The organism is Methylobacterium sp. Leaf89 (genome assembly GCF_001422215.1).
In the GTDB taxonomy this organism is placed as follows: domain Bacteria; phylum Pseudomonadota; class Alphaproteobacteria; order Rhizobiales; family Beijerinckiaceae; genus Methylobacterium.
Window position 1 is genome coordinate 245,540 of sequence record NZ_LMML01000004.1, and the last position, 17,722, is coordinate 263,261.

Genomic DNA, 17,722 nt, shown 5'->3' on the forward strand with positions numbered 1-17,722 from the left:
TCCGTGAGCCCGCCCTCGAACAGCAGGGCCGAGCCGTAATGGTACTCGATGTCGAAGGCCCGGCGCGAGTTCATGGACAGGGAGGCGCTGTGCAGGGCGAGGAGGCGGCCCTCGGCGTCGAACAGGCCCGAACCGGAGCCGCCATAGCCGTTGTTGCAATCGTGCCGGACGCGCCGGATCGCGTCCTCGCTCGGCGGGTCGATCCGGTGGATCGTGCAGGGCTCGAGGCTGCTCTGGCCGGGATAGTTCGCGTGGCCGCCGGGGGAGACCATGACGACCGGGACCGGCACGGACCCGGTCGGCAGGTCGGGGAAGGCCGGTACCGGCTGCGGGCGCACGCCCTCGGCCGGCTCCGCCAGCTCGACCAGGGCCCAGTCGTCCGTGATGTGGAGCGACATCGCCCCCGGCACGGTGCCGAGGCGCAGGGTCCCCGGGGCGAAGGCGTAGTTCCGGCCCCCGATCTGGAAGAAGCAGTCGGCGACGTCGCGCGTGGGCTCCAGGTGCCGGCTGCGGAAGTTGTGGGCGTTCAGGACCACGAGGCGCGGGCTGCCGATCAGCCAGGCGGCGGCCGCCTTCCGCGGAATGCCGTCCGACCGGCAGTAGAGCACGCCGGCGCCGGGATAGCGGGCGTAGTCCGCCCCCGCCAGTTCGCGCCGGTCGTCCTGCGGATAGAGCGCCGCCCATCGCTGCGGACCCTCCGCCCGACCCGCACCGCTCCCGCCGAGGTGCAGGAGCCCGGCGCCTACGAGCCCGGCACCGGCGAGCGCGAGGCGCCAACGCGCCCTGCCCCCTGGGACCCGGGTCCGCGTGAGTCGGGCCCGACCCGACCGCACCGGTCCGCCGCTCCCCTGACCTAAGGGTACCTGGCCCAAGCGCCTACTCGTCGGCGGTCTGGTGGACGGAGACGCAGATCTTCACCGCCTGCTCCAGCTTGGTCTCGCGCGGATTGCCGATGTTGGCCGTCTCTTCGAGGCAGCGGACGAAGTAGTCCCGGTCGAGCTGGGGCGAGAGGCTCGAGAACGCCTTGCCCATCCGTGTCGCGAAATCGACCCGGTCGGCGGTCGGGGTGCGCGACCAGATCGCCACCGGATCGTCGAGCGTCAGGCGCGCGGCCTCGGCGGTCGATGCCGTGCCGACAGCACAACATAATAATATACTAAGACGGCGGATCATCATCGCAAGTCTCTCTCCGGGCGCCCAAGCCTACCGCTGGGCGGCACCATCATTCCACTGGGGAGGCCGTGTCAATTGTCTTGCCGAAATTCATCGGATTGCCGGATCAAAGCTTTCTCAATACCGAATTTCAACCGAATGATTGCCGATTGATCCCGATAAAAAAGTGCCAACTGGCCGCAGACAGCGGGAAAGACAAATGCTTTTATGAATAGCCAGCCGATCAGTAATAAAACTTTCATAAGAAGCTCTATATCTCAAGATAGTCTTATGAATGCGACGGGATCCTGGGATCAATACAGGAGCTTGTCCTGATCCGGCGAAATCAAAGGCTGTGCCGGACCGGACGGTGGACGGATGCGGCCATCAGGGTAGGAGACGTTGGGATGAACAGGTTTCTGGCTTCGGTCTCGGTGATGGCGCTGGGCGCCCTGGCGCCGATGGGTCTGCCGAGCATGGCCGCCGCGAACGACAAGCTCGTCGAGATGGCGAAGGACGACGCCAACTGGGTGATGCCCGGCAAGAACTACGACTCGGACAATTACAGCCCGCTCAAGCAGATCAACACCAGCAACGTGAAGGACCTGAAGGTGTCCTGGACGTTCTCCACCGGCCTGCTCAACGGCCACGAGGGCGCCCCGGTGGTGGTGGACGGAAAGATGTACGTCCACACCTCCTTCCCCAACAACACCTTCGCGCTCGGCCTCGACGATCCGGGCAGGATCCTCTGGCAGGACAAGCCCAAGCAGAACCCGGCCGCCCGCGCGGTGGCCTGCTGCGATCTCGTGAACCGCGGCCTCGCCTACTGGCCCGGCGACGGCAAGACCCCGGCGCTCATCCTCAAGACGCTCCTCGACGGCAACGTCATGGCCCTCAACGCCGAGACCGGCGAGACGGTCTGGAAGGTCGAGAACTCCGACATCAAGGTCGGCTCGACGCTGACGATCGCGCCCTACGTGGTCAAGGACAAGGTCATCATCGGCTCCTCCGGCGCCGAGCTCGGCGTGCGCGGCTACCTCACCGCCTACGACGTGAAGACCGGCGCCCAGGTCTGGCGCGCCTACGCCACCGGCCCGGACAAGGACCTGCTGCTGGCCGACGACTTCAACATCCGCAACGCCCATTACGGCCAGAAGGGGCTCGGCACCTCCACCTGGGAGGGCGATGCCTGGAAGATCGGCGGCGGCACGAACTGGGGCTGGTACGCCTACGATCCCGGCACCAACCTGATCTACTTCGGCACCGGCAACCCGGCGCCGTGGAACGAGACCATGCGTCCGGGCGACAACAAGTGGACGATGACGATCTTCGGCCGCGACGTCGACACGGGCGAGGCCAAGTTCGGCTACCAGAAGACCCCGCACGACGAGTGGGACTACGCGGGCGTCAACGTGATGATGCTCTCCAACCAGAAGGACAAGGACGGCAAGGACCGCAAGCTCCTGACCCATCCGGACCGGAACGGCATCGTCTACACCCTGGACCGCACGGACGGTTCGCTGGTCTCGGCCAACAAGATCGACGACACCGTCAACGTCTTCAAGTCGGTGGACCTGAAGACCGGCCAGCCGGTGCGCGACCCGGAATACGGCACCCGGATGGACCATCTCGGCAAGGACATCTGTCCCTCGGCGATGGGCTACCACAACCAGGGCCACGATTCCTACGATCCGGAGCGCAAGGCGTTCTTCATGGGCATCAACCACATCTGCATGGATTGGGAGCCCTTCATGCTGCCCTACCGCGCGGGTCAGTTCTTCGTCGGCGCGACGCTGAACATGTATCCGGGTCCGAAGGGCGACCGGCAGAACTACGAGGGCCTCGGCCAGATCAAGAGCTACAACGCCATCACGGGCGCGTTCCAGTGGGAGAAGATGGAGCGCTTCGCGGTCTGGGGCGGCACGACGGCCACCGCCGGCGGGCTGGTGTTCTACGGAACCCTCGACGGCTACATCAAGGCGCGCAACTCGGACACCGGAGACCTCCTCTGGAAGTTCAAGATGCCCTCCGGCGCCATCGGCTACCCGATCACCTACACCCACAAGGGTGAGCAGTACGTGGCGATCTACTACGGCGTCGGCGGCTGGCCGGGCGTCGGCCTGGTCTTCGACCTGCAGGACCCGACCGCCGGCCTCGGCGCGGTGGGCGCCTTCAAGAAGCTCGCCAACTACACCCAGATGGGCGGCGGCGTGATGGTGTTCTCGCTGGGCGGCAAGGGCCCCTACGACGACCCGAACGTCGGCGAGTACCAGACGGCGGCCGCGAAGTAGGCGGCACGACGAGGCCGCGCCCGCAGCGTGCGCGTGTCCCCCTCCCCCCCCTGTGGGGAGGGGTCAGGGGTTGGGGGTGGCTCCGCTGGCCTTCGTCCGTCGCGGGGCCTCCGGCCACCCCCACCGCCAACGCCTCCCCGCGCGAGTTGGGTGATCGCATCCGCGATCTGCCTGTCGGCGGCTCTGGATTCCGGGCTCGCCGTCGGCGACCCGGAATGACGGTGTGCCTCATCTGTGATCGCCCTGCCGCAACGGGCCGGGGAGCCGCGTCCCGGTCCCACAAGACTCCGACCAACGAGAACAACGGAAACGCTCCCATGTCCTTCGCCACAGGATGCTCCTTCGCCGCAGGATGCCTGTCCGCTGCGGTTCTTCTCGCCCTCGGCGGGGCCGCGCTCGCGCAAGGCGACACGAAATCCGCCCCCGACGACAGGACCCTGCGGGTCTGCGCCGCGAACCAGCCCCCGCTCTCGCTGAAGGACGGCAGCGGCCTCGAGAACCGCATCGCCGCGGCGATCGCCGACGCCATGGGGCGCAAGGCCGAGTTCGTCTGGTCGGACAAGGCGGCGATCTACCTGGTGCGCGACAGCCTCGACAAGAAGCTCTGCGACGTGGTCGTGGGCCTCGACAGCGACGACCAGCGCGTGCTGACCACGAAGCCCTATTACCGAAGCGGCTACGTGTTCGTGACCCGCGCCGACCGCGACCTCGACGTGAAGTCCTGGGCCGACCCGCGGCTCAAGACCGTCGACCACATGGTGGTCGGCTTCGGCACGCCCGGCGAGGTCATGCTGAAGGATATCGGCCGCTACGAGGAGGACATGGCCTACCTCTACTCGCTGGTGAACTTCCGCGCCGCCCGCAACACCTACACGCAGATCGATCCGGCCCGGATGATCAGCGAGGTCGCCACCGGCAAGGCCGACGTGGCGGTCGCCTTCGGCCCGGACGTCGCCCGCTACGTGAAGGACTCGGCCCAGCCCCTGCGCATGACCCTGGTGCCCGACGACACCACCCGCAGCGACGGCCGCAAGATGCCGCAGAGCTTCGACCAGTCCATGGGCGTGCGCCGGGACGACACCGCCCTGAAGGCCGCCCTCGATGCGGCCATCGTCAAGGCGAAGCCGAAGATCGAGGCGATCCTGAAGCAGGACGGCGTGCCCCTGGTCCCCGTCACCAACTGATCCGGTTCCGCCCCGCGCGGCCCCGGTCCGACATCCCCGCTTCCGAGGCGGAGCCCGACGCGGGCGCGCCGGGCTCCGCCCCAAACCCCTCGCCGGCGCCCCGATGGGCGCCCGGTCCAGCCCCGCCCGGCCGGTCAGCCGTCCGGCGTCATCAGGTCGAATTCATGCGTGATTCCCATGGCATCCTGGCCATCTGTTTCAGCCTCGCCGCCGTCCTCGGTGGCGTCGCCGCCCTGGCGCAGCCCGCCGCCGGCCCCCAGACCGGCTTCGTCTTCCGCAACACGGTCACGGGCGAGCAGCTCGACGTCGCCGAAGGCAAAGCGGGCGGCCGCGACACCCCGGCGGTGAAGCAGTTCTTCCAGACGGGCAAGAACAGCTACATCGACGACAAGTCCTGCCTGCGCAACGGCGAGTCCCTCTTCGCGACCTCGTGTTCCGGCTGTCACGGCCACCTGGCCGAGGGCAAGCTCGGGCCGGGCCTCAACGACAACTACTGGACCTATCCCTCGAACACCGAGGACACCGGCCTGTTCGCCACGATCTTCGGCGGCGCCAACGGCATGATGGGCCCGCACAACGAGAACCTGACCCCCGACGAGATGCTCCAGGTCATCGCCTGGATCCGGCACCTCTATACCGGTCCGGTCCAGGACGCCGTCTGGCTCAACGACGCGCAGAAGAAGAATTACACGCCCTACAAGCAGGGCGAGACCTTCCCCAAGGACGTCAAGGGCCAGTGCCCGCCGCTGGAAGACTGACGCCCGAGGAAGTCACGGCGCCATCCGTGAGGCACCACCGCGCGCGAGCCGCGACGCCGATCCACAGACAAGAACGATCAACAGAGGAGACGACCATGCGGACTTTCATCACAGCCCTGGCGATCGGTGCGGGCGCGCTGCTCGCGGTTCCGGCGATGGCCTATGACGGCACCAAGTGCAAGGCGGCCGGCAATTGCTGGGAGCCGAAGCCCGGCTTCCCCGAGAAGATCGCCGGCACGAAGTACGACCCGAAGCACGACCCCAAGGAACTCAACAAGCAGTCCGAGTCGATCAGAGCGATGGAAGAGCGCAACAAGAAGCGCATCGAGGCCGCCAAGAAGACCGGCAAGTTCGAGTACGACGTCACCAAGCTGTCGTCGAACTGATCCCGTCGTCCTGATCCTGGCGGATCGGGGTCGCCCGCCGCGCGGCGGGCGCGCCCCGATGGCGCCGCGACCCGGCGGGGCGACCTCCGGACGCTCCGTCCCGGGTCGCGGCCGTCGGTGGCGCCGGGCCTTCCGGTCCCACGGGTCTCCGTTTCCTCAAGGCTGAGCATGATGAACCAGGTCCGCTCCGGCGATGCGATGCTCACCGACTGGCGCGCGGCGGCCACCCGCTTCGAGGCGACGGTGGGCGCGGCCGTGCTCGGACAGGCCCGGGCGATCCGGCTCCTCACCATCGCGCTCTTCGCCCGCGGCCACGTGCTGCTGGAGGGCGATGTCGGCGTCGGCAAGACGACCCTGCTGCGCGCCGTGGCGCGGGCGGTCGGCGGCGCCTACGCGCGCGTCGAGGGCACCGTCGACATGATGCCCACCGACCTCGTCTACCACACCTACCTCGCCGAGGACGGCCGCCCCCGGGTCGAGCCGGGGCCGGTGCTGCGGCAATCCGAGGACCTGTCGATCTTCTTCTTCAACGAGATCAACCGGGCCCGGCCCCAGGTCCACGCCCTGCTCCTGCGCCTGATGGCCGAGCGCACGCTCACGGCCTTCGACCGCGAGTACCGGTTTCCCAACCTCCAGGTCTTCGCCGACCGCAACCGGGTCGAGCGGGAGGAGACCTTCGAACTGCCCGCCGCCGCCCGCGACCGCTTCCTCATGGAGATCGGGCTGGAGGCGCCCCAGGACGCCGCGAGCCGGCGCGCCCTGGTCTTCGATCCCCGCTTCCACGACACCGACGCGCTGATCGCCGGCCTCGACGGCGGCGTCCTCGACCACGCCGCCCTCCCGGGCATCGCCGCCGCGATCCAGCACGGCATCCAGGCGAGCCCGGCCATCGAGGCCTACGTGATCGGGCTCTGGGCCGCGCTGGTGCGGCCGGGGGAGGCCGGCATCCGCCTGCCCGGCCTCGACATGGAGGCCCTGGTCCAGGGCGGGGCCTCCCCCCGCGGCGTCGCCTTCCTGGTCCGCGCCGCCCGCGTCCGCGCCTGGCTGGAGGGCCGCGACTGGATGGTGCCGGAGGACGTCCGGGCGGTCTTCCCCGAAGTCATGGCCCACCGGGTCTTCCTGGAGCCGATCTACGAACTGCGCCGGGCCGCCATCATGCCCGACCTCTGCCGGGCCGTGTTCGAGACCGTGCCGGCGCCATGACGGAGACGGCGCAACCCGACATCGTCTACCGCCCGCGCGGGCGCCTGCCCGGGACCCGCCCCGGCGCCCATCGCGGCCGCGAGGCCGGCGGCCTCGGCACGTTCCGCGATCAGGTGCCGTTCCTGCGGATGCCCGATGCCCGGCGCATCGACGTCCGCGCCACCCTGCGCGACCCCTTCGAGGGCACCGTCGTGCGCCGCTTCGAGGCGCGGACCCCGATCGAGGTCTGGGCGCTCCTCGACCTCTCGGCCTCCATGCGCTTTGCCGGCGCGGCCGACCGCATGGCCCTGGCCTGCGCCTTCTGCACCGGCCTCGCCGCCTCGGCCACCCGGATCGGCGATCCCTTCGGCCTCATCGGCTGCGACGAGGACCTGCGGGACGACGTGTTCCTGGCGCCCAGCCGCGCGCCCACCCGGGCCGCCGAGGTGGCGCGGCGCCTCGCGGCCGCCGCCTGTTCCGGCCGGGGCGCCGGAGGCATGGCGGCGGCGGCCCGCCGCCTCGCCGGCCGCCCGAAGATCGTGTTCCTGCTCTCCGACTTCCGCTGGCCGGAGGCGCAGATCGTCGAGGTCTTCGCGGCCCTGAGCCGGCACGACCTCGTCCCGGTGCTCCTCGGCGACGCCGCCGAGGCGGAGGGCCTGCCGGACTGGGGGCTGCTCGAACTCGACGATCTCGAAGGCGCCGGGCGCCGGCTGGTCTTCATGCGCCCCGCCCTGCGCCGGCGCTGGATCGCCCGCGAGGCCGCCCGGATCGAGACCCTCCGGCGCCTCGCGACGGCTCATGGCCGCCCGCCCTTCCGCCTCGCCGGCCGCTTCGATCCCGACGCGGTCAGCCGCCACCTCCTCGGCGCCTGAGGCGGCTCATGCGCATCCGCTTCCTCGCCCCCCTCCTCGCCGGCCTCCTTCTGTCGGGCCCGGCCGGGGCCCAGGTCCGCTCCGTCGAGATCCGCACGCCGCGCCCCTTCGGGTACTTCCTCGGGGACCTCGTCCGGGCCGAGGTCGACCTCGTGGTCGAGCCGGGCTTCCGGCTCCAGGCCACGTCGCTGCCGCAGCCGGGGGCGCTCACCTACTGGCTCGACCTGCGCGACCTCGACGCGACCGCGTCGGTATACGGCGACGCCCGGCGCGTGCGCCTCGCCCTCACCTACCAGACCTTCTACGCCGCCCTCGATGCCCGGGCCCTGGAGATTCCGGGCTTCACCGTCACCTTCGTGAGCGAGAGCGATCACGGCGCCACCACCGTGAAGGCCGAGGTGCCGGCCTGGTCGTTCAACGTCTCGCCGCTGCGCGAAGTCCAGCCGCCCGCCCGGGACGACCCCCGCGACTACATGCGCCCCGACGGGCAGGTCGGCCCCGGCGATCCGCGGCCCCTGCTCCTCGGTGCCGCCGGCTCGGCCAGCCTCGCCCTCCTGGCGCTGGCGGGCCTCGCCCGGGACCGGAGCTGGTGGCCGTTCCGGGCCCGGCGCGGCCGTCCCTTCGGCCGCGCGGCCCGTCGGATCCGCGTCCTCGCGCGCCGACCGGACCCGATGCTCCACCACCGCGACGCGCTGCTGGCGCTCCACGACGCCCTCGACACGGTGGCCGGCCGCCGGCTGTTCGCCGACGATCGCGGTGATTTCCTGAAGACCCACCCGGCCTACGCGGCCGAGGGGCCGGACCTCGCCCGGTTCTTCGAGGCGTCCCGCCGGACCTTCTTCGGGCCCGGCCCGGAGGACGGCCTCGCCGTGCTCGACCTTCCCGCCCTCGCCGCCCTCGCGCGGCGCCTCGCCCACGCGGAGCGCGCCGCATGATCGATGCGCTCGCCCGCCTCTCCGCCGACCATCCGGCCCTGCTCTTGCTCCTGCCCCTCGCCCTGCTGCCGCTCCTGGCCTCGGCCCAGCGCAGGGTTCCCGTGGCCGCCATCGCGGCGGCCCCGGCCGACGGCCCGTCGCGGGCGATCGGCGCCCTCCTGCGCACCGCCGGGATCGTCGCCATCGCGGGCCTGATCCTGGCCCTGGCCGGCCCCTACCGTCGGGGCGAGACCCTGACGCGCACCGGGATCGGCGCCCAGGTCTCGATCCTGATCGACCGCTCCGGCAGCATGAACGAGACCTTCGCCGGGCGGCAGCCCTCCGGCCTCGAGGAATCGAAGGCCGCCGCCTCCCGGCGGCTGCTCGCCGCCTTCGTGGGGAGTCGGGCGCACGATCAGTTCGCCGTCACGGCCTTCTCGACGGCCCCCATGCTGGTGGTCCCCATGACCGACCGGCATGCGGCGGTCCGGGCCGCCATCGCGGCGATCGACCGGCCCGGCCTCGACTACACCAACATCGCGCGGGGCCTCGCCATGGGTCTGGCCCAGTTCGGGCCCGCGAGCCCCACCACGTCCCGAGCGCTCCTCCTCGTCTCGGACGGAGCGGCCGTGATCGATCCGCGCGTGCAGGACACCCTGCGCGCCGCGTTCACCCGCCTGCGGCCGAACCTGTACTGGCTCTTCCTGCGCACGAAGGGCTCTCCCTCCATCGCCGACCGGCCGGCGGGCGAGGACACCCCGCAGGCGGCGCCCGAGCGCCACCTCGACCTGTTCTTCCGGAGCTTGCGGACACCCTACCGCGCCTTCGAGGCCGAGGGAGCGGAGGCGGTGGCCGAGGCGATCGCCCAGATCGAGCGGCTGGAGCGCGATCCGATCCCCTACACCGAGCAGCGCCCGCGCCGGGACCTCGCCGGGCTCGCCTATGCCGCCAGCCTTGTCGGGCTCGTGATCCTCGTCGCGGCCAAGCTCGGAGAGGCGGATCTGTCCCGGAGCGGCCTCTCGGCCGCCCGGTCCCGGGCCACCGCGTCCGACCCCGCGAGGCGCGCCGCATGACGACGACCGTGATCCGGCCCGGGCGTACGGCGCCCCGTTCGGCCACCGACCGAGCCCGGTCGCGTGGCACGGGCCTGCGCGTGGGATGGCGGCGGGCCCGGCCGCGCCTCCTCATCCTGTTGCCGATCCTGCTCTTCGGCGCCGCCCTGGGCTGTGCCTCCGGCGCCTGGCGGATCGCCCGCGACACTGCCACGATCCAGGCTCTCGCCGCGGGCCGGGACGTCGCGGTTCCGGTCGATGCCGCTCCGTCCCTCCTGCTCGCCCGCGTCCAGCACCTCGCCCGGCGCGGCGCCGTGGAGGCGATCGAGCCGCTGATCGCGGCACTCGAAGCGCAGGGCGCGCGCGACCGGGCCGCCCGCGCCCGCTTCGCCCTGGCCAACGCCCATCTGCGCCAGGCCTTCGACCACCTGGAGCGCGGCGACCTCGACCCGGCCGGACCCCGCATCACCCTGGCGCGCCAGGAGTACCGGCGCGCGCTCCAGGGCCGTCCGGACTACTGGGATGCCAAGTTCAACCTCGACGTAGCCTCGCGCCTGTTGCGCGACTTTCCCGACTTCGATCGCAAATCCGGCGATGCCCTCGCGGCGGAGCCGAAGACGATCTGGACCGACATTCCCGGCCAGCCGCGGGGCGAGCCGTGACGCCCCGCGGCCTGATCCTGCGGAACCTGACGGACGGACGCCTGCGCCTCCTCGCCGGGGCCCTCGGGCTGGTGGCGCTGGCCCTCGTGATGCGCCCGTTCCCGCTCACCCGCCACGGCGTCGCCATCCTGGCGATCTTCGACATCACCGGCAGCATGAACGTCCGCGACTACGTCGGCGCCGACGGGATGCCGGCGAGCCGTCTCGACACCGCGAAGGCGGCTTTGCGCGACCTCGTCGCCGGCCTGCCCTGCGGATCGCGGGTCGCTTTGGGCCTCTTCACGGAGCGACGGCCCTTCCTCCTGTTCACCCCCATCGAGACCTGCGCGGGCTTCGCGCCCATCGACGGGGCGCTGGCGGCCCTCGACTGGCGCATGGCCTGGGAAGGCGACAGCCGGATCTCCGCCGGGCTGTTCCGCAGCCTCGCCATGGCGGAGGAACTGGGCACTGACCTCGTGTTCATCACCGACGGGCAGGAGGCCCCGCCCCTGCCGAGCCGTGGCGGACCGTCTTTCGAGGGCAGGCCCGGTGCCGTGCGGGGCCTCATCGTGGGGGCCGGGGCACCCGGCCTGTCGCCGATCCCGCGCTACGACGACCGGGGACGCGAGACCGGCTTCTACGCCGCGGGCGACGTCCAGCAGGAGAACCGCTTCGGACCGCCCCCGGCCGATGCCGAGCACCGCGAGGGCTATAACCCGCGCAACGCGCCCTTCGGCGCGGCCGCCGCCCGTGGCACCGAGCACCTGTCCTCGGTGCGCGAAGCCTACCTACGCACCCTCGCCGGCGAGACCGGCCTCACCTACGCCCCTCTCGAAGGATCGGCCAGGCTCGGCGCGGCGCTAAAGGGCGCCGCGACGCCACGCCCGGTCCCGGGCCGCTTCGACCCGCGCCCCATACTCGGCGCGTCTGCGCTGCTGCTCCTGCTCGCGACCTTCCTTGCACCCCTGCTCCGCGCCCGCGGAATCCCGACTTGGAAAAAGGCCTGATCGATGCGTCTCGGTGTTCCCGCCCTCGTCCTTATCCTCCTCTCCGGGGCGGCCCTCGCCCACGGCCCGACGCCGCAGAAGGTCGACCAGAGCATCGTCATCGCGGCCAAGCCCGATGCCGTCTGGAAGGTGGTCGGCGAGTTCGCCGGTATCGGGACCTGGCACCCGGATGTCGCCAGAAGCGAGGGCAGCGGCGGCAACGCGTCCGGGGGCCAGCGGAAGGTCACGCTCAAGGCGGGCGGTACCCTGAACGAGGGACTCGACGAGATGAACGCCGCCGGGCGGAGCTATTCGTACCGCCTGTCCGACCCCGACCTGAAGGCGCTTCCGGTCTCGTCCTACTCGGCGACCCTCACGGTCTCCCCCGAGGGCGATGGCGCGAGGGTCGAGTGGCTCGGTCGCTTCTATCGGGGGGATACCGGCAACGAGCCGCCGGACGACCTCAGCGACGAGGCCGGCCGCACCGCCATGAACCGCTACTTCGCGGAGGGTCTCAAAGGCCTGAAGGCGAAGGTCGAGGGGAAAGCCGCGCCATGACGGGCGGCCCGGTGACCGGACGCTTCGTCCTGGCCGCGCTGCTCGTCGGACTCGGACCAGCCCTCGGACCCGGCCCCGGTGCCGCCGCCGCGCGGACCGTGTACGTGGCGAGCCAGGGGGCCGGGACCCTGGTCGCCCTAGCGCCCGATGCGACGGCGGCCGGCGCGCCCCTCCCGGTCGGACGCAGCCCCGCCCAGGTCGTGGCTGGTCCCGAAGGGCGGCTCTATCTCACCCATCCCGATACGGGGACCATCACGGTCGTCGGTGGCGCCGACGGATCGATCCGGCAGACCTATTCGGTACCCGGTCAGCCGTTCGGGATCGCGACCTCTCCCGACGGTGCGCACCTCTATGTCGGAGACTGGGCGGGCCACCGGGTGATGCGCCTGTCCGCCAGGACCGGCGCCCTCGAGGGGGCGGTGGCCGTCGGCCGCGAACCGGCCGGCCTCGTCCTCGACCGGGACGGAACGCTCTACGTGGCCGACCGGGAGAGCCGACAGGTCAGCGTCGTCGACACCCGGACCATGACCCGGAAAGCCACGATCGCGGTGGGGACGGGGCCCTTCGCCCTGGCGCTGAACCCGGCCCGGGACCGTCTCTACGTTGCCAACGTGCGCAGCGGCGACGTGAGCGTCATCGACACGGTCGCGCGCCGGGTCGTCGCAACCTTCACGGTGGGTGGCATGCCCTACGGGGTCGCCGTGAGTCCGGATGGCGGCCGGATCTGCGTCACCGACCAGCGCGGCGGCAATCTCGTCGTTCTCGATGCGGAGGACGGCGCGCTGCGCGCGACCGTGCCGGTCGGCCGCTATCCGGAAGGCGTCGCGATCACCGGGCAACAGGCCTACGTCGCCAACTGGTTCTCGGATACCGTCTCCGTCGTCGACCTCCGAAGCCTTCGCGAGACGGCTCGTATCGCCGTGCCCGACGGCCCCCGCAGCCTCGCGGTCGTTCCCGAGGGAGACCGATGAGGTTCCGCACCGCGCCGACGCTCGCTCTCCTTCTGGTTCTGGGGGCCTGCGATGGCGGCGAGCCCGCTCAGGACACGGCCGTCGTGGTCACGAAGTCCGATGCCGAGGTCCCGACATGGCTCTCGCCGACGGACGGGATGGAGCCGGCGGTTTGGCTTGCGCGGCGCGAACCCGGCCAGCCCGTGGCGCGCGCCGCCGCGCGCAGCGATCACCTGCGCCAGAGCCTCTCTCGGGCGAAAGAGATCTTCATCGAAGATCCGCGCATGATCGCCAATCGAACGGTACAGCTCGGACAGATGCTGGCCGAGGCCGGCGAGCCCGAGAGCTACACCGATCTCCTCGAGGGCCTCGAAGGCGCGGCCTCCCCGACCCATCGCAAGCAGCTCTACGGTGAGCTGTGCCAGCATTACTACAACAGCCGGCAGCAGGGGTTGGACCGCGCGCAGGCCCTTGCCCGCCTCACCGAACGCTATGCCGCGCAGCCTGCCGCGCCGGATGTCGCCCCATGACATCCGGCGCGACGAGCATCCTCATCGCGGACGACCACCCGGTGATCCTGAGGGGGTTCCGGACCCTCATGGAGGATGCGGGGATGACGGCGATCCACGAGGCGACGACCATCGTGGAGGCCTATCGGGCCTTCTACCGGCAACGCCCGGGCATGGTCGTTGCCGATCTCACGTTCGGCGATCAGGGCTTGAGCGGGCTCTCCTTGATCCAGCGCATCCGGACCCTGGAGCGCAAGACCCGGATTCTCGCCTTCAGCATGCACGACGATCCGACGATCATCGCGCGTGCTCTGGCGAACGGAGCGACCGGCTATGTGCTCAAGGATGCGCCGGCCACGGCGTTCCTCGCGGCTTTCGACCAGGTCCGCCACGGAAAAAGCTACCTCGATCACGACATCGCCCTGCGTGTGGCCATGCTCAACGCAACCAGCGAACGGTCGTCGACCGTGAATTTTTCGGAGCGGGAACGACAGGTCCTCTCGCTGATCAAGGACGGAAACTCCTATCAAGCCATCGCTGAAAAGTTGTCGATGAAGTACAAGACCGTTGTAAACGTCATCTCGACGATTCGACGAAAATCGGGAACCCATAGTCTTGCCGAGCTGATCAATTTCTCGATGTCGATCGATATTTGAGTCTCATCGGACAACAATCGTCGTTCAGGCCGACGAACGGTCGACGGGCCGGCGGAGCTCGCAGTCGCGCAGGCCCGGCCCCGATCCGCTGACCTCCGGATCGCCGGCCTCCCCGAGGCCGAGGCCGAGGACACGGGCAACGAGGCGTCCGTCGCCGGTGCCCTGCCCTGTGGAGTGCCTCGAGGTTCGAGTGATGCAGGGCGCGGCGCGATCAGGGCGTGAGGCCCGGACAGGGGCGGTCGCTCGCGACGCGTCCACCGGTCAGTTGGTGTCGGCTGCAGGGCCGTCGATGCGGATGGTCGCGCGCGCCGGGTCCGGTCCGCCGGACTGCCGGCAGCTCTGCGCGATCGGGAAAACGGTGCCCTCGTGCGGGACGATGCGGGCCCGGCACTCCCCGGCTTTGGAACTCCCGAGGCCCCGTGGCGCAGCGGAAGTGCGTCGGCGCGGGCCTGGCCGGCGACCAGAACCGAAGCGCATGCGGTCATCGTTCGTGGAAGCGAGCGACGCATCGTCCTTCTCCGACCGGGGCGGCCCATGCCCGTTCGTCAGGCCGGGACGCCGACCGTGGAGAGCCAAGCCGCGTACCGGACGGGCCAGTGCGCGCTCGGGGTCCCCGGCCTCCCCATGCCGAAGCCGTGGCCGCCGCGCGCGAGCGTATGGGGCTCCGCTCGGATGCCGGCCAGTGCGCACGCCTCGGCCAAGATGCGGGTGTTGGCGATGTCCGAGATCGGGTCGTCCTGCGCCTGCGCCAGGAAGACCGGCGGGCCGTGGGATCGCATTTGGGTCTCGACCGACCAGACCGCGCTCATCTCCCGGTCCGGCTATCGGCCGACCATCTGAAGGCGCGTGGAGGTCTGGTCGTGGGGCAGCTCGAGGGTGATGATCGGGTAGATCAGCGCCGCCGCGACCGGATGGGCCGGCAGATCGTCGGTCGCGTCGACCGGGCGATAGGAGGCGAACGCCCAGCGCGTCGCGGCCAGGCCGAGAAGATGGCCGCCGGCCGAGAATCCGAGGACGCCGATCCGGCTCGGATCGATGCCGTACGCGACCGCCCGCTTCCGGATCAGGCGCAGGGCGCGCTGCGCATCCTGAAGCGGTGCCGGGGGCCGTCGCGCCAGCCCTCGCGGGGGAGGCGGTAGCTCAAGACGAAGGCGGTGTCCTTGGCGCCGATGTTGTAGAACTACGGCCAGACATGCGGGTAGGAGCCCGTCGTGACGGTGAAGCCCGCTGCCTTCAGCGAGGGAATCCCGTCGGCGGCCGGAACCTCAATCCAGTCGACCTGGCCCGAGCGCAGGGCGGCGAACCGGGTATTCGCCTCCGGGATCGGCATCAGCCGGATCCGGTCGACCTTCGCCTTGCGAGCGGCGTCCCAGTAGCCGTCGAATCGCGCCACATCGACGGCCTCGCGCGGACTGACCCGCGTGATCCGGAACGGTCTCGTCCCGGCTCAGTTGCGCCCGCCCTTCTCGAACGAGGACGGCGCGGTGAACAGCAGGTCGACCATCATGTGGGGGAAGTACGAGGCCGCGGCGGTCGTCGTGACCGCAACCGTGCGATCATCGACCTTGCGATAGCCGGCGATGATCGGCACCCGCGTCCTCGTGATGCCGGCGGCGGCCACCTCGTATTGCGGGCTGTCGGCCTTGAAGTAGCGTTCGAGATCCCACAGCACCGCATCGGCGTTGAAAGGCGTGCCGTCGTGGAACGCGACGCCGTCGCGCAGATGGAAGAGCCACGTCCGCTTGTCCTCGGGCATTTGCTCCCAGCGCTCGGCCAATCCGGGCTTGAGGGTCGCGGGCCGGTCGCTGCGCGTGAGGTCCCACTGCACCAGCGGCTCGAAGACCGGATAGCCGAGAAAATGCAGGCCTTCGAACCCGTTGTTCGGCATCCCGGTGGTGGTGGGAATGTCGGTTGCCGTCATGGCGATACGCAATGAGCTCTCGGCCTGCGCGACCGATGTGCAAGCCCCGATCCCCACGGCGATGAGCGCCGCCCGCTTTCGACTCGTCATCGTGTCGGACCTCGTGTTTCCGTGGAGGATCGTGGGCTGATCGTCAGGTGCGCGAGGACGGCGCGTAGAAGGGCTGGCGCGGGGTGTCAGGCAGATAGCCGTCGTAGAAGGCCTTGACGTAGGGCGTGACGGCGAGCCCGAGCTCCCGCCGGGCGACCTCCTCGGGGGTCCGCGGCCGGCCGAGGGTTTCGGCGATCTCAGCGAGCACGGCATCCCGGTCGACCTGGGTGAAGCGGCCATCGGCGTAGACGATTTGCCCGTCGACGAAGACCGCATCGACGGCCCCCGTCTTGGCGCGCTGCATCAGCGCGTCGAGGATCGGGATGTCGGTGTCCTGGTAGGGATAGGTCGCCTTGTCGTAGTCGATCAGCACCGCGTCGAAGAATCGGCCCGGATCGAGCCGGCCGATGCTCTGGCCGAAGGCGGTGGTCTTAGCTCCGTGCTCGGTCGCCATCCGCAGGACCTGCGGGCAGGTGGGCACGTCGTCGTCCATGCCGGGGGTGCGGTGCGCGCGCAGGACGAGGCGCAGCTCCTGGAGCATATCCCGGTCCTCGTTGAGGCCCGCCTCGTCGAGGCCCATCCCGACGGTCATGCCCTTGGCCTCGTAGAGGTTGAGGGGCGCCACGCCGGAGCGCAGGCGGAAGTTCGACGAGCAGTTGTGGCAGATGCAGGTGCCGGTCTCGGCGGCGATGTCGGCATCCTCCGCCGTCAGCCAGACGCCGTGCCCGAGGGTCAGGTGCGGCCCGAGCACGCCGAGGTCGTTCAGGTGCCGCACGGCGGTCTTGCCGGTCCGGCGCCGGGCATATTCCCTCTGATAGGCGGTCTCGAGAAGGTGCATGTGCATGGGCACGCCGTGCTTGCGTGCGGTGGCATCGAGGGTCTGCAGCGCCTCGTCGCTGCACCAGTGCAGGTTGGCCGGGGCCAGCTGGATCCGGGTGAGCCGCTCGCCCGCGTTCTCCGCCTTCAGGGTCTCGAACAGAGTCATGAAATCCGCGAACGGCATCGACTGCGCCTTGAGATGCGCCATCAACTGCCCGGCGATGGGCTGGGGCAGGCGCTCGCAGAAGGCTTCGTCGGCCTCGTAGACGAGGCGGTTCTGCTCGCGCACGGCGTAGCAGTAGGAGGCACGCATCCCGATCTTGCGATAGGCGCCGAGCACCTGCGAGGCCGCGCCGTGGACCTGCTCGTAGCCGCCCGCAATCCAGCCGTGGATGTGCTGCACGGTGGTGACGCCGGAGGCGAGCATCTCGAAGGCGGAATAGAGGGTGTCGAGTTCGTGGTCGACGCGCTTGGCGGCGATGCGCGTGGCGAACCAGAGTTCCAGGGCGTGGTCGGGCGAGCCGAGTTGCAGGGGGGTGAGCCCGACATGGTGATGGCTGTTGACGAAGCCCGGCAGCATCACGTGGCGCGGGTAGCGTTGCACGGTCGCGTCCGGTGCCTTGGCGCGCAAGGCCGCCGGATCGCCCACCTCGACGATGATGCCGTCCCGCACCAGCACGGCGGCGTTGTCGTGGATGATCGGGGTATGCCGGTCCTGCACGCCCGTGATGATGGTGCGGGCCTCGACGATGATCTCGGTCATGCTGATCCTTGAGACGGTTGAGAACGATGACGGCGGAC

The 17,722-nt window shown here is 70.4% G+C and carries 19 protein-coding genes and 1 pseudogene; 14 read left to right on the plus strand and 6 right to left on the minus strand.

Features of this window, described 5'->3' with window-relative positions; translation table 11 throughout:
* Window positions 1-731 (minus strand): trypsin-like peptidase domain-containing protein (locus ASF18_RS02515; protein ID WP_244472549.1); only part of this gene is annotated, 731 nt, incomplete at its 3' end.
* Window positions 732-876: 145 nt separating this feature from the next.
* Window positions 877-1,176, minus strand: coding sequence for a hypothetical protein (locus tag ASF18_RS02520; protein ID WP_244472539.1), 300 nt, complete (start codon window positions 1,174-1,176; stop codon window positions 877-879).
* A gap of 383 nt (window positions 1,177-1,559) precedes the next feature.
* On the opposite strand from ASF18_RS02520, the gene ASF18_RS02525 reads away from it, so the two are divergent.
* The 14 genes from ASF18_RS02525 to ASF18_RS02590 all read left to right on the plus strand — a co-directional run bounded on the left by ASF18_RS02525 (window position 1,560) and on the right by ASF18_RS02590 (window position 14,091).
* Window positions 1,560-3,443, plus strand: coding sequence for a methanol/ethanol family PQQ-dependent dehydrogenase (locus tag ASF18_RS02525; RefSeq protein WP_056215682.1), 1,884 nt, complete (start codon window positions 1,560-1,562; stop codon window positions 3,441-3,443).
* Between the two features lie 317 nt (window positions 3,444-3,760).
* Window positions 3,761-4,627 carry a methanol oxidation system protein MoxJ gene (gene moxJ / locus ASF18_RS02530; protein ID WP_056270035.1) on the plus strand — a complete coding sequence of 289 codons (867 nt, stop codon included), beginning with the start codon at window positions 3,761-3,763 and terminating at the stop codon, window positions 4,625-4,627.
* A 164-nt stretch (window positions 4,628-4,791) separates the two neighbouring features.
* Window positions 4,792-5,385 carry a cytochrome c(L), periplasmic gene (gene moxG, locus ASF18_RS02535; RefSeq protein WP_056217638.1) on the plus strand — a complete coding sequence of 198 codons (594 nt, stop codon included), beginning with the start codon at window positions 4,792-4,794 and terminating at the stop codon, window positions 5,383-5,385.
* Between the two features lie 95 nt (window positions 5,386-5,480).
* A complete protein-coding gene (locus ASF18_RS02540; RefSeq protein WP_056349100.1) occupies window positions 5,481-5,771 on the plus strand; it encodes a methanol dehydrogenase [cytochrome c] subunit in 291 nt (96 codons plus the stop codon).
* Between the two features lie 171 nt (window positions 5,772-5,942).
* Window positions 5,943-6,974, plus strand: a complete 1,032-nt coding sequence (locus ASF18_RS02545; RefSeq protein WP_056270259.1) for a MoxR family ATPase — start codon at window positions 5,943-5,945, stop codon at window positions 6,972-6,974.
* Window positions 6,971-7,825 carry a DUF58 domain-containing protein gene (locus tag ASF18_RS02550; RefSeq protein WP_056349103.1) on the plus strand — a complete coding sequence of 285 codons (855 nt, stop codon included), beginning with the start codon at window positions 6,971-6,973 and terminating at the stop codon, window positions 7,823-7,825. The genes ASF18_RS02545 and ASF18_RS02550 overlap by 4 nt, the downstream gene beginning before the upstream one ends.
* A gap of 8 nt (window positions 7,826-7,833) precedes the next feature.
* Window positions 7,834-8,760, plus strand: coding sequence for a hypothetical protein (locus ASF18_RS02555; protein WP_056349106.1), 927 nt, complete (start codon window positions 7,834-7,836; stop codon window positions 8,758-8,760).
* Entirely contained in the window at window positions 8,757-9,812 is a 1,056-nt protein-coding gene (locus tag ASF18_RS02560) for a vWA domain-containing protein (RefSeq protein WP_056349110.1), read from the plus strand. Before ASF18_RS02555 ends, ASF18_RS02560 begins: the two co-directional genes overlap by 4 nt.
* Window positions 9,809-10,453, plus strand: a complete 645-nt coding sequence (locus tag ASF18_RS02565) for an MxaK protein (protein ID WP_244472540.1) — start codon at window positions 9,809-9,811, stop codon at window positions 10,451-10,453. Before ASF18_RS02560 ends, ASF18_RS02565 begins: the two co-directional genes overlap by 4 nt.
* Window positions 10,450-11,439: a VWA domain-containing protein gene (locus ASF18_RS02570; protein ID WP_056349112.1), complete on the plus strand. Its 990-nt coding sequence runs from the start codon at window positions 10,450-10,452 to the stop codon at window positions 11,437-11,439. Before ASF18_RS02565 ends, ASF18_RS02570 begins: the two co-directional genes overlap by 4 nt.
* Before the next feature lie 3 nt (window positions 11,440-11,442).
* The gene (locus ASF18_RS02575) at window positions 11,443-11,976 is read left to right on the plus strand and encodes an SRPBCC family protein (RefSeq protein WP_056349115.1); all 534 of its coding nucleotides are present in this window, start codon (window positions 11,443-11,445) and stop codon (window positions 11,974-11,976) included.
* Window positions 11,973-12,947, plus strand: a complete 975-nt coding sequence (locus tag ASF18_RS02580; protein ID WP_056349118.1) for a cytochrome D1 domain-containing protein — start codon at window positions 11,973-11,975, stop codon at window positions 12,945-12,947. Before ASF18_RS02575 ends, ASF18_RS02580 begins: the two co-directional genes overlap by 4 nt.
* Window positions 12,944-13,456, plus strand: a complete 513-nt coding sequence (locus ASF18_RS02585; protein WP_056349121.1) for a hypothetical protein — start codon at window positions 12,944-12,946, stop codon at window positions 13,454-13,456. Before ASF18_RS02580 ends, ASF18_RS02585 begins: the two co-directional genes overlap by 4 nt.
* Window positions 13,453-14,091, plus strand: a complete 639-nt coding sequence (locus ASF18_RS02590; protein WP_056349124.1) for a response regulator transcription factor — start codon at window positions 13,453-13,455, stop codon at window positions 14,089-14,091. The genes ASF18_RS02585 and ASF18_RS02590 overlap by 4 nt, the downstream gene beginning before the upstream one ends.
* Window positions 14,092-14,636: 545 nt before the next feature.
* Here ASF18_RS02590 and ASF18_RS24455 read toward each other — a convergent pair.
* From ASF18_RS24455 to ASF18_RS02615, 4 genes and pseudogenes are all read right to left on the minus strand, one after another.
* On the minus strand, window positions 14,637-14,900 hold the full coding sequence (locus ASF18_RS24455; RefSeq protein ID WP_056349125.1) for a hypothetical protein: 264 nt from the start codon (window positions 14,898-14,900) through the stop codon (window positions 14,637-14,639).
* Between the two features lie 12 nt (window positions 14,901-14,912).
* Window positions 14,913-15,281 carry an alpha/beta hydrolase fold domain-containing protein gene (locus tag ASF18_RS24460; protein WP_348271388.1) on the minus strand — a complete coding sequence of 123 codons (369 nt, stop codon included), beginning with the start codon at window positions 15,279-15,281 and terminating at the stop codon, window positions 14,913-14,915.
* Window positions 15,272-16,102: pseudogene (locus tag ASF18_RS24465) on the minus strand (ABC transporter substrate-binding protein). The gene ASF18_RS24460 and the pseudogene ASF18_RS24465 overlap by 10 nt, the downstream one beginning before the upstream one ends.
* A 43-nt stretch (window positions 16,103-16,145) precedes the next feature.
* Window positions 16,146-17,684, minus strand: a complete 1,539-nt coding sequence (locus ASF18_RS02615) for an amidohydrolase family protein (RefSeq protein ID WP_056349137.1) — start codon at window positions 17,682-17,684, stop codon at window positions 16,146-16,148.
* Window positions 17,685-17,722 lie beyond the last annotated feature (38 nt).

Excerpts from the sequence above, each read along its gene's own strand:
- ASF18_RS02520 (WP_244472539.1), bottom strand. The coding sequence starts at position 1,176 with ATGATGATCCGCCGTCTTAGTATATTATTATGTTGTGCTGTCGGCACG.
- ASF18_RS02525 (WP_056215682.1), top strand. The coding sequence starts at position 1,560 with ATGAACAGGTTTCTGGCTTCGGTCTCGGTGATGGCGCTGGGCGCCCTG.
- moxJ (WP_056270035.1), top strand. The coding sequence starts at position 3,761 with ATGTCCTTCGCCACAGGATGCTCCTTCGCCGCAGGATGCCTGTCCGCT.
- moxG (WP_056217638.1), top strand. The coding sequence starts at position 4,792 with ATGCGTGATTCCCATGGCATCCTGGCCATCTGTTTCAGCCTCGCCGCC.
- ASF18_RS02540 (WP_056349100.1), top strand. The coding sequence starts at position 5,481 with ATGCGGACTTTCATCACAGCCCTGGCGATCGGTGCGGGCGCGCTGCTC.
- ASF18_RS02545 (WP_056270259.1), top strand. The coding sequence starts at position 5,943 with ATGAACCAGGTCCGCTCCGGCGATGCGATGCTCACCGACTGGCGCGCG.
- ASF18_RS02550 (WP_056349103.1), top strand. The coding sequence starts at position 6,971 with ATGACGGAGACGGCGCAACCCGACATCGTCTACCGCCCGCGCGGGCGC.
- ASF18_RS02555 (WP_056349106.1), top strand. The coding sequence starts at position 7,834 with ATGCGCATCCGCTTCCTCGCCCCCCTCCTCGCCGGCCTCCTTCTGTCG.
- ASF18_RS02560 (WP_056349110.1), top strand. The coding sequence starts at position 8,757 with ATGATCGATGCGCTCGCCCGCCTCTCCGCCGACCATCCGGCCCTGCTC.
- ASF18_RS02565 (WP_244472540.1), top strand. The coding sequence starts at position 9,809 with ATGACGACGACCGTGATCCGGCCCGGGCGTACGGCGCCCCGTTCGGCC.
- ASF18_RS02575 (WP_056349115.1), top strand. The coding sequence starts at position 11,443 with ATGCGTCTCGGTGTTCCCGCCCTCGTCCTTATCCTCCTCTCCGGGGCG.
- ASF18_RS02580 (WP_056349118.1), top strand. The coding sequence starts at position 11,973 with ATGACGGGCGGCCCGGTGACCGGACGCTTCGTCCTGGCCGCGCTGCTC.
- ASF18_RS02585 (WP_056349121.1), top strand. The coding sequence starts at position 12,944 with ATGAGGTTCCGCACCGCGCCGACGCTCGCTCTCCTTCTGGTTCTGGGG.
- ASF18_RS02590 (WP_056349124.1), top strand. The coding sequence starts at position 13,453 with ATGACATCCGGCGCGACGAGCATCCTCATCGCGGACGACCACCCGGTG.
- ASF18_RS24455 (WP_056349125.1), bottom strand. The coding sequence starts at position 14,900 with ATGAGCGCGGTCTGGTCGGTCGAGACCCAAATGCGATCCCACGGCCCG.
- ASF18_RS02615 (WP_056349137.1), bottom strand. The coding sequence starts at position 17,684 with ATGACCGAGATCATCGTCGAGGCCCGCACCATCATCACGGGCGTGCAG.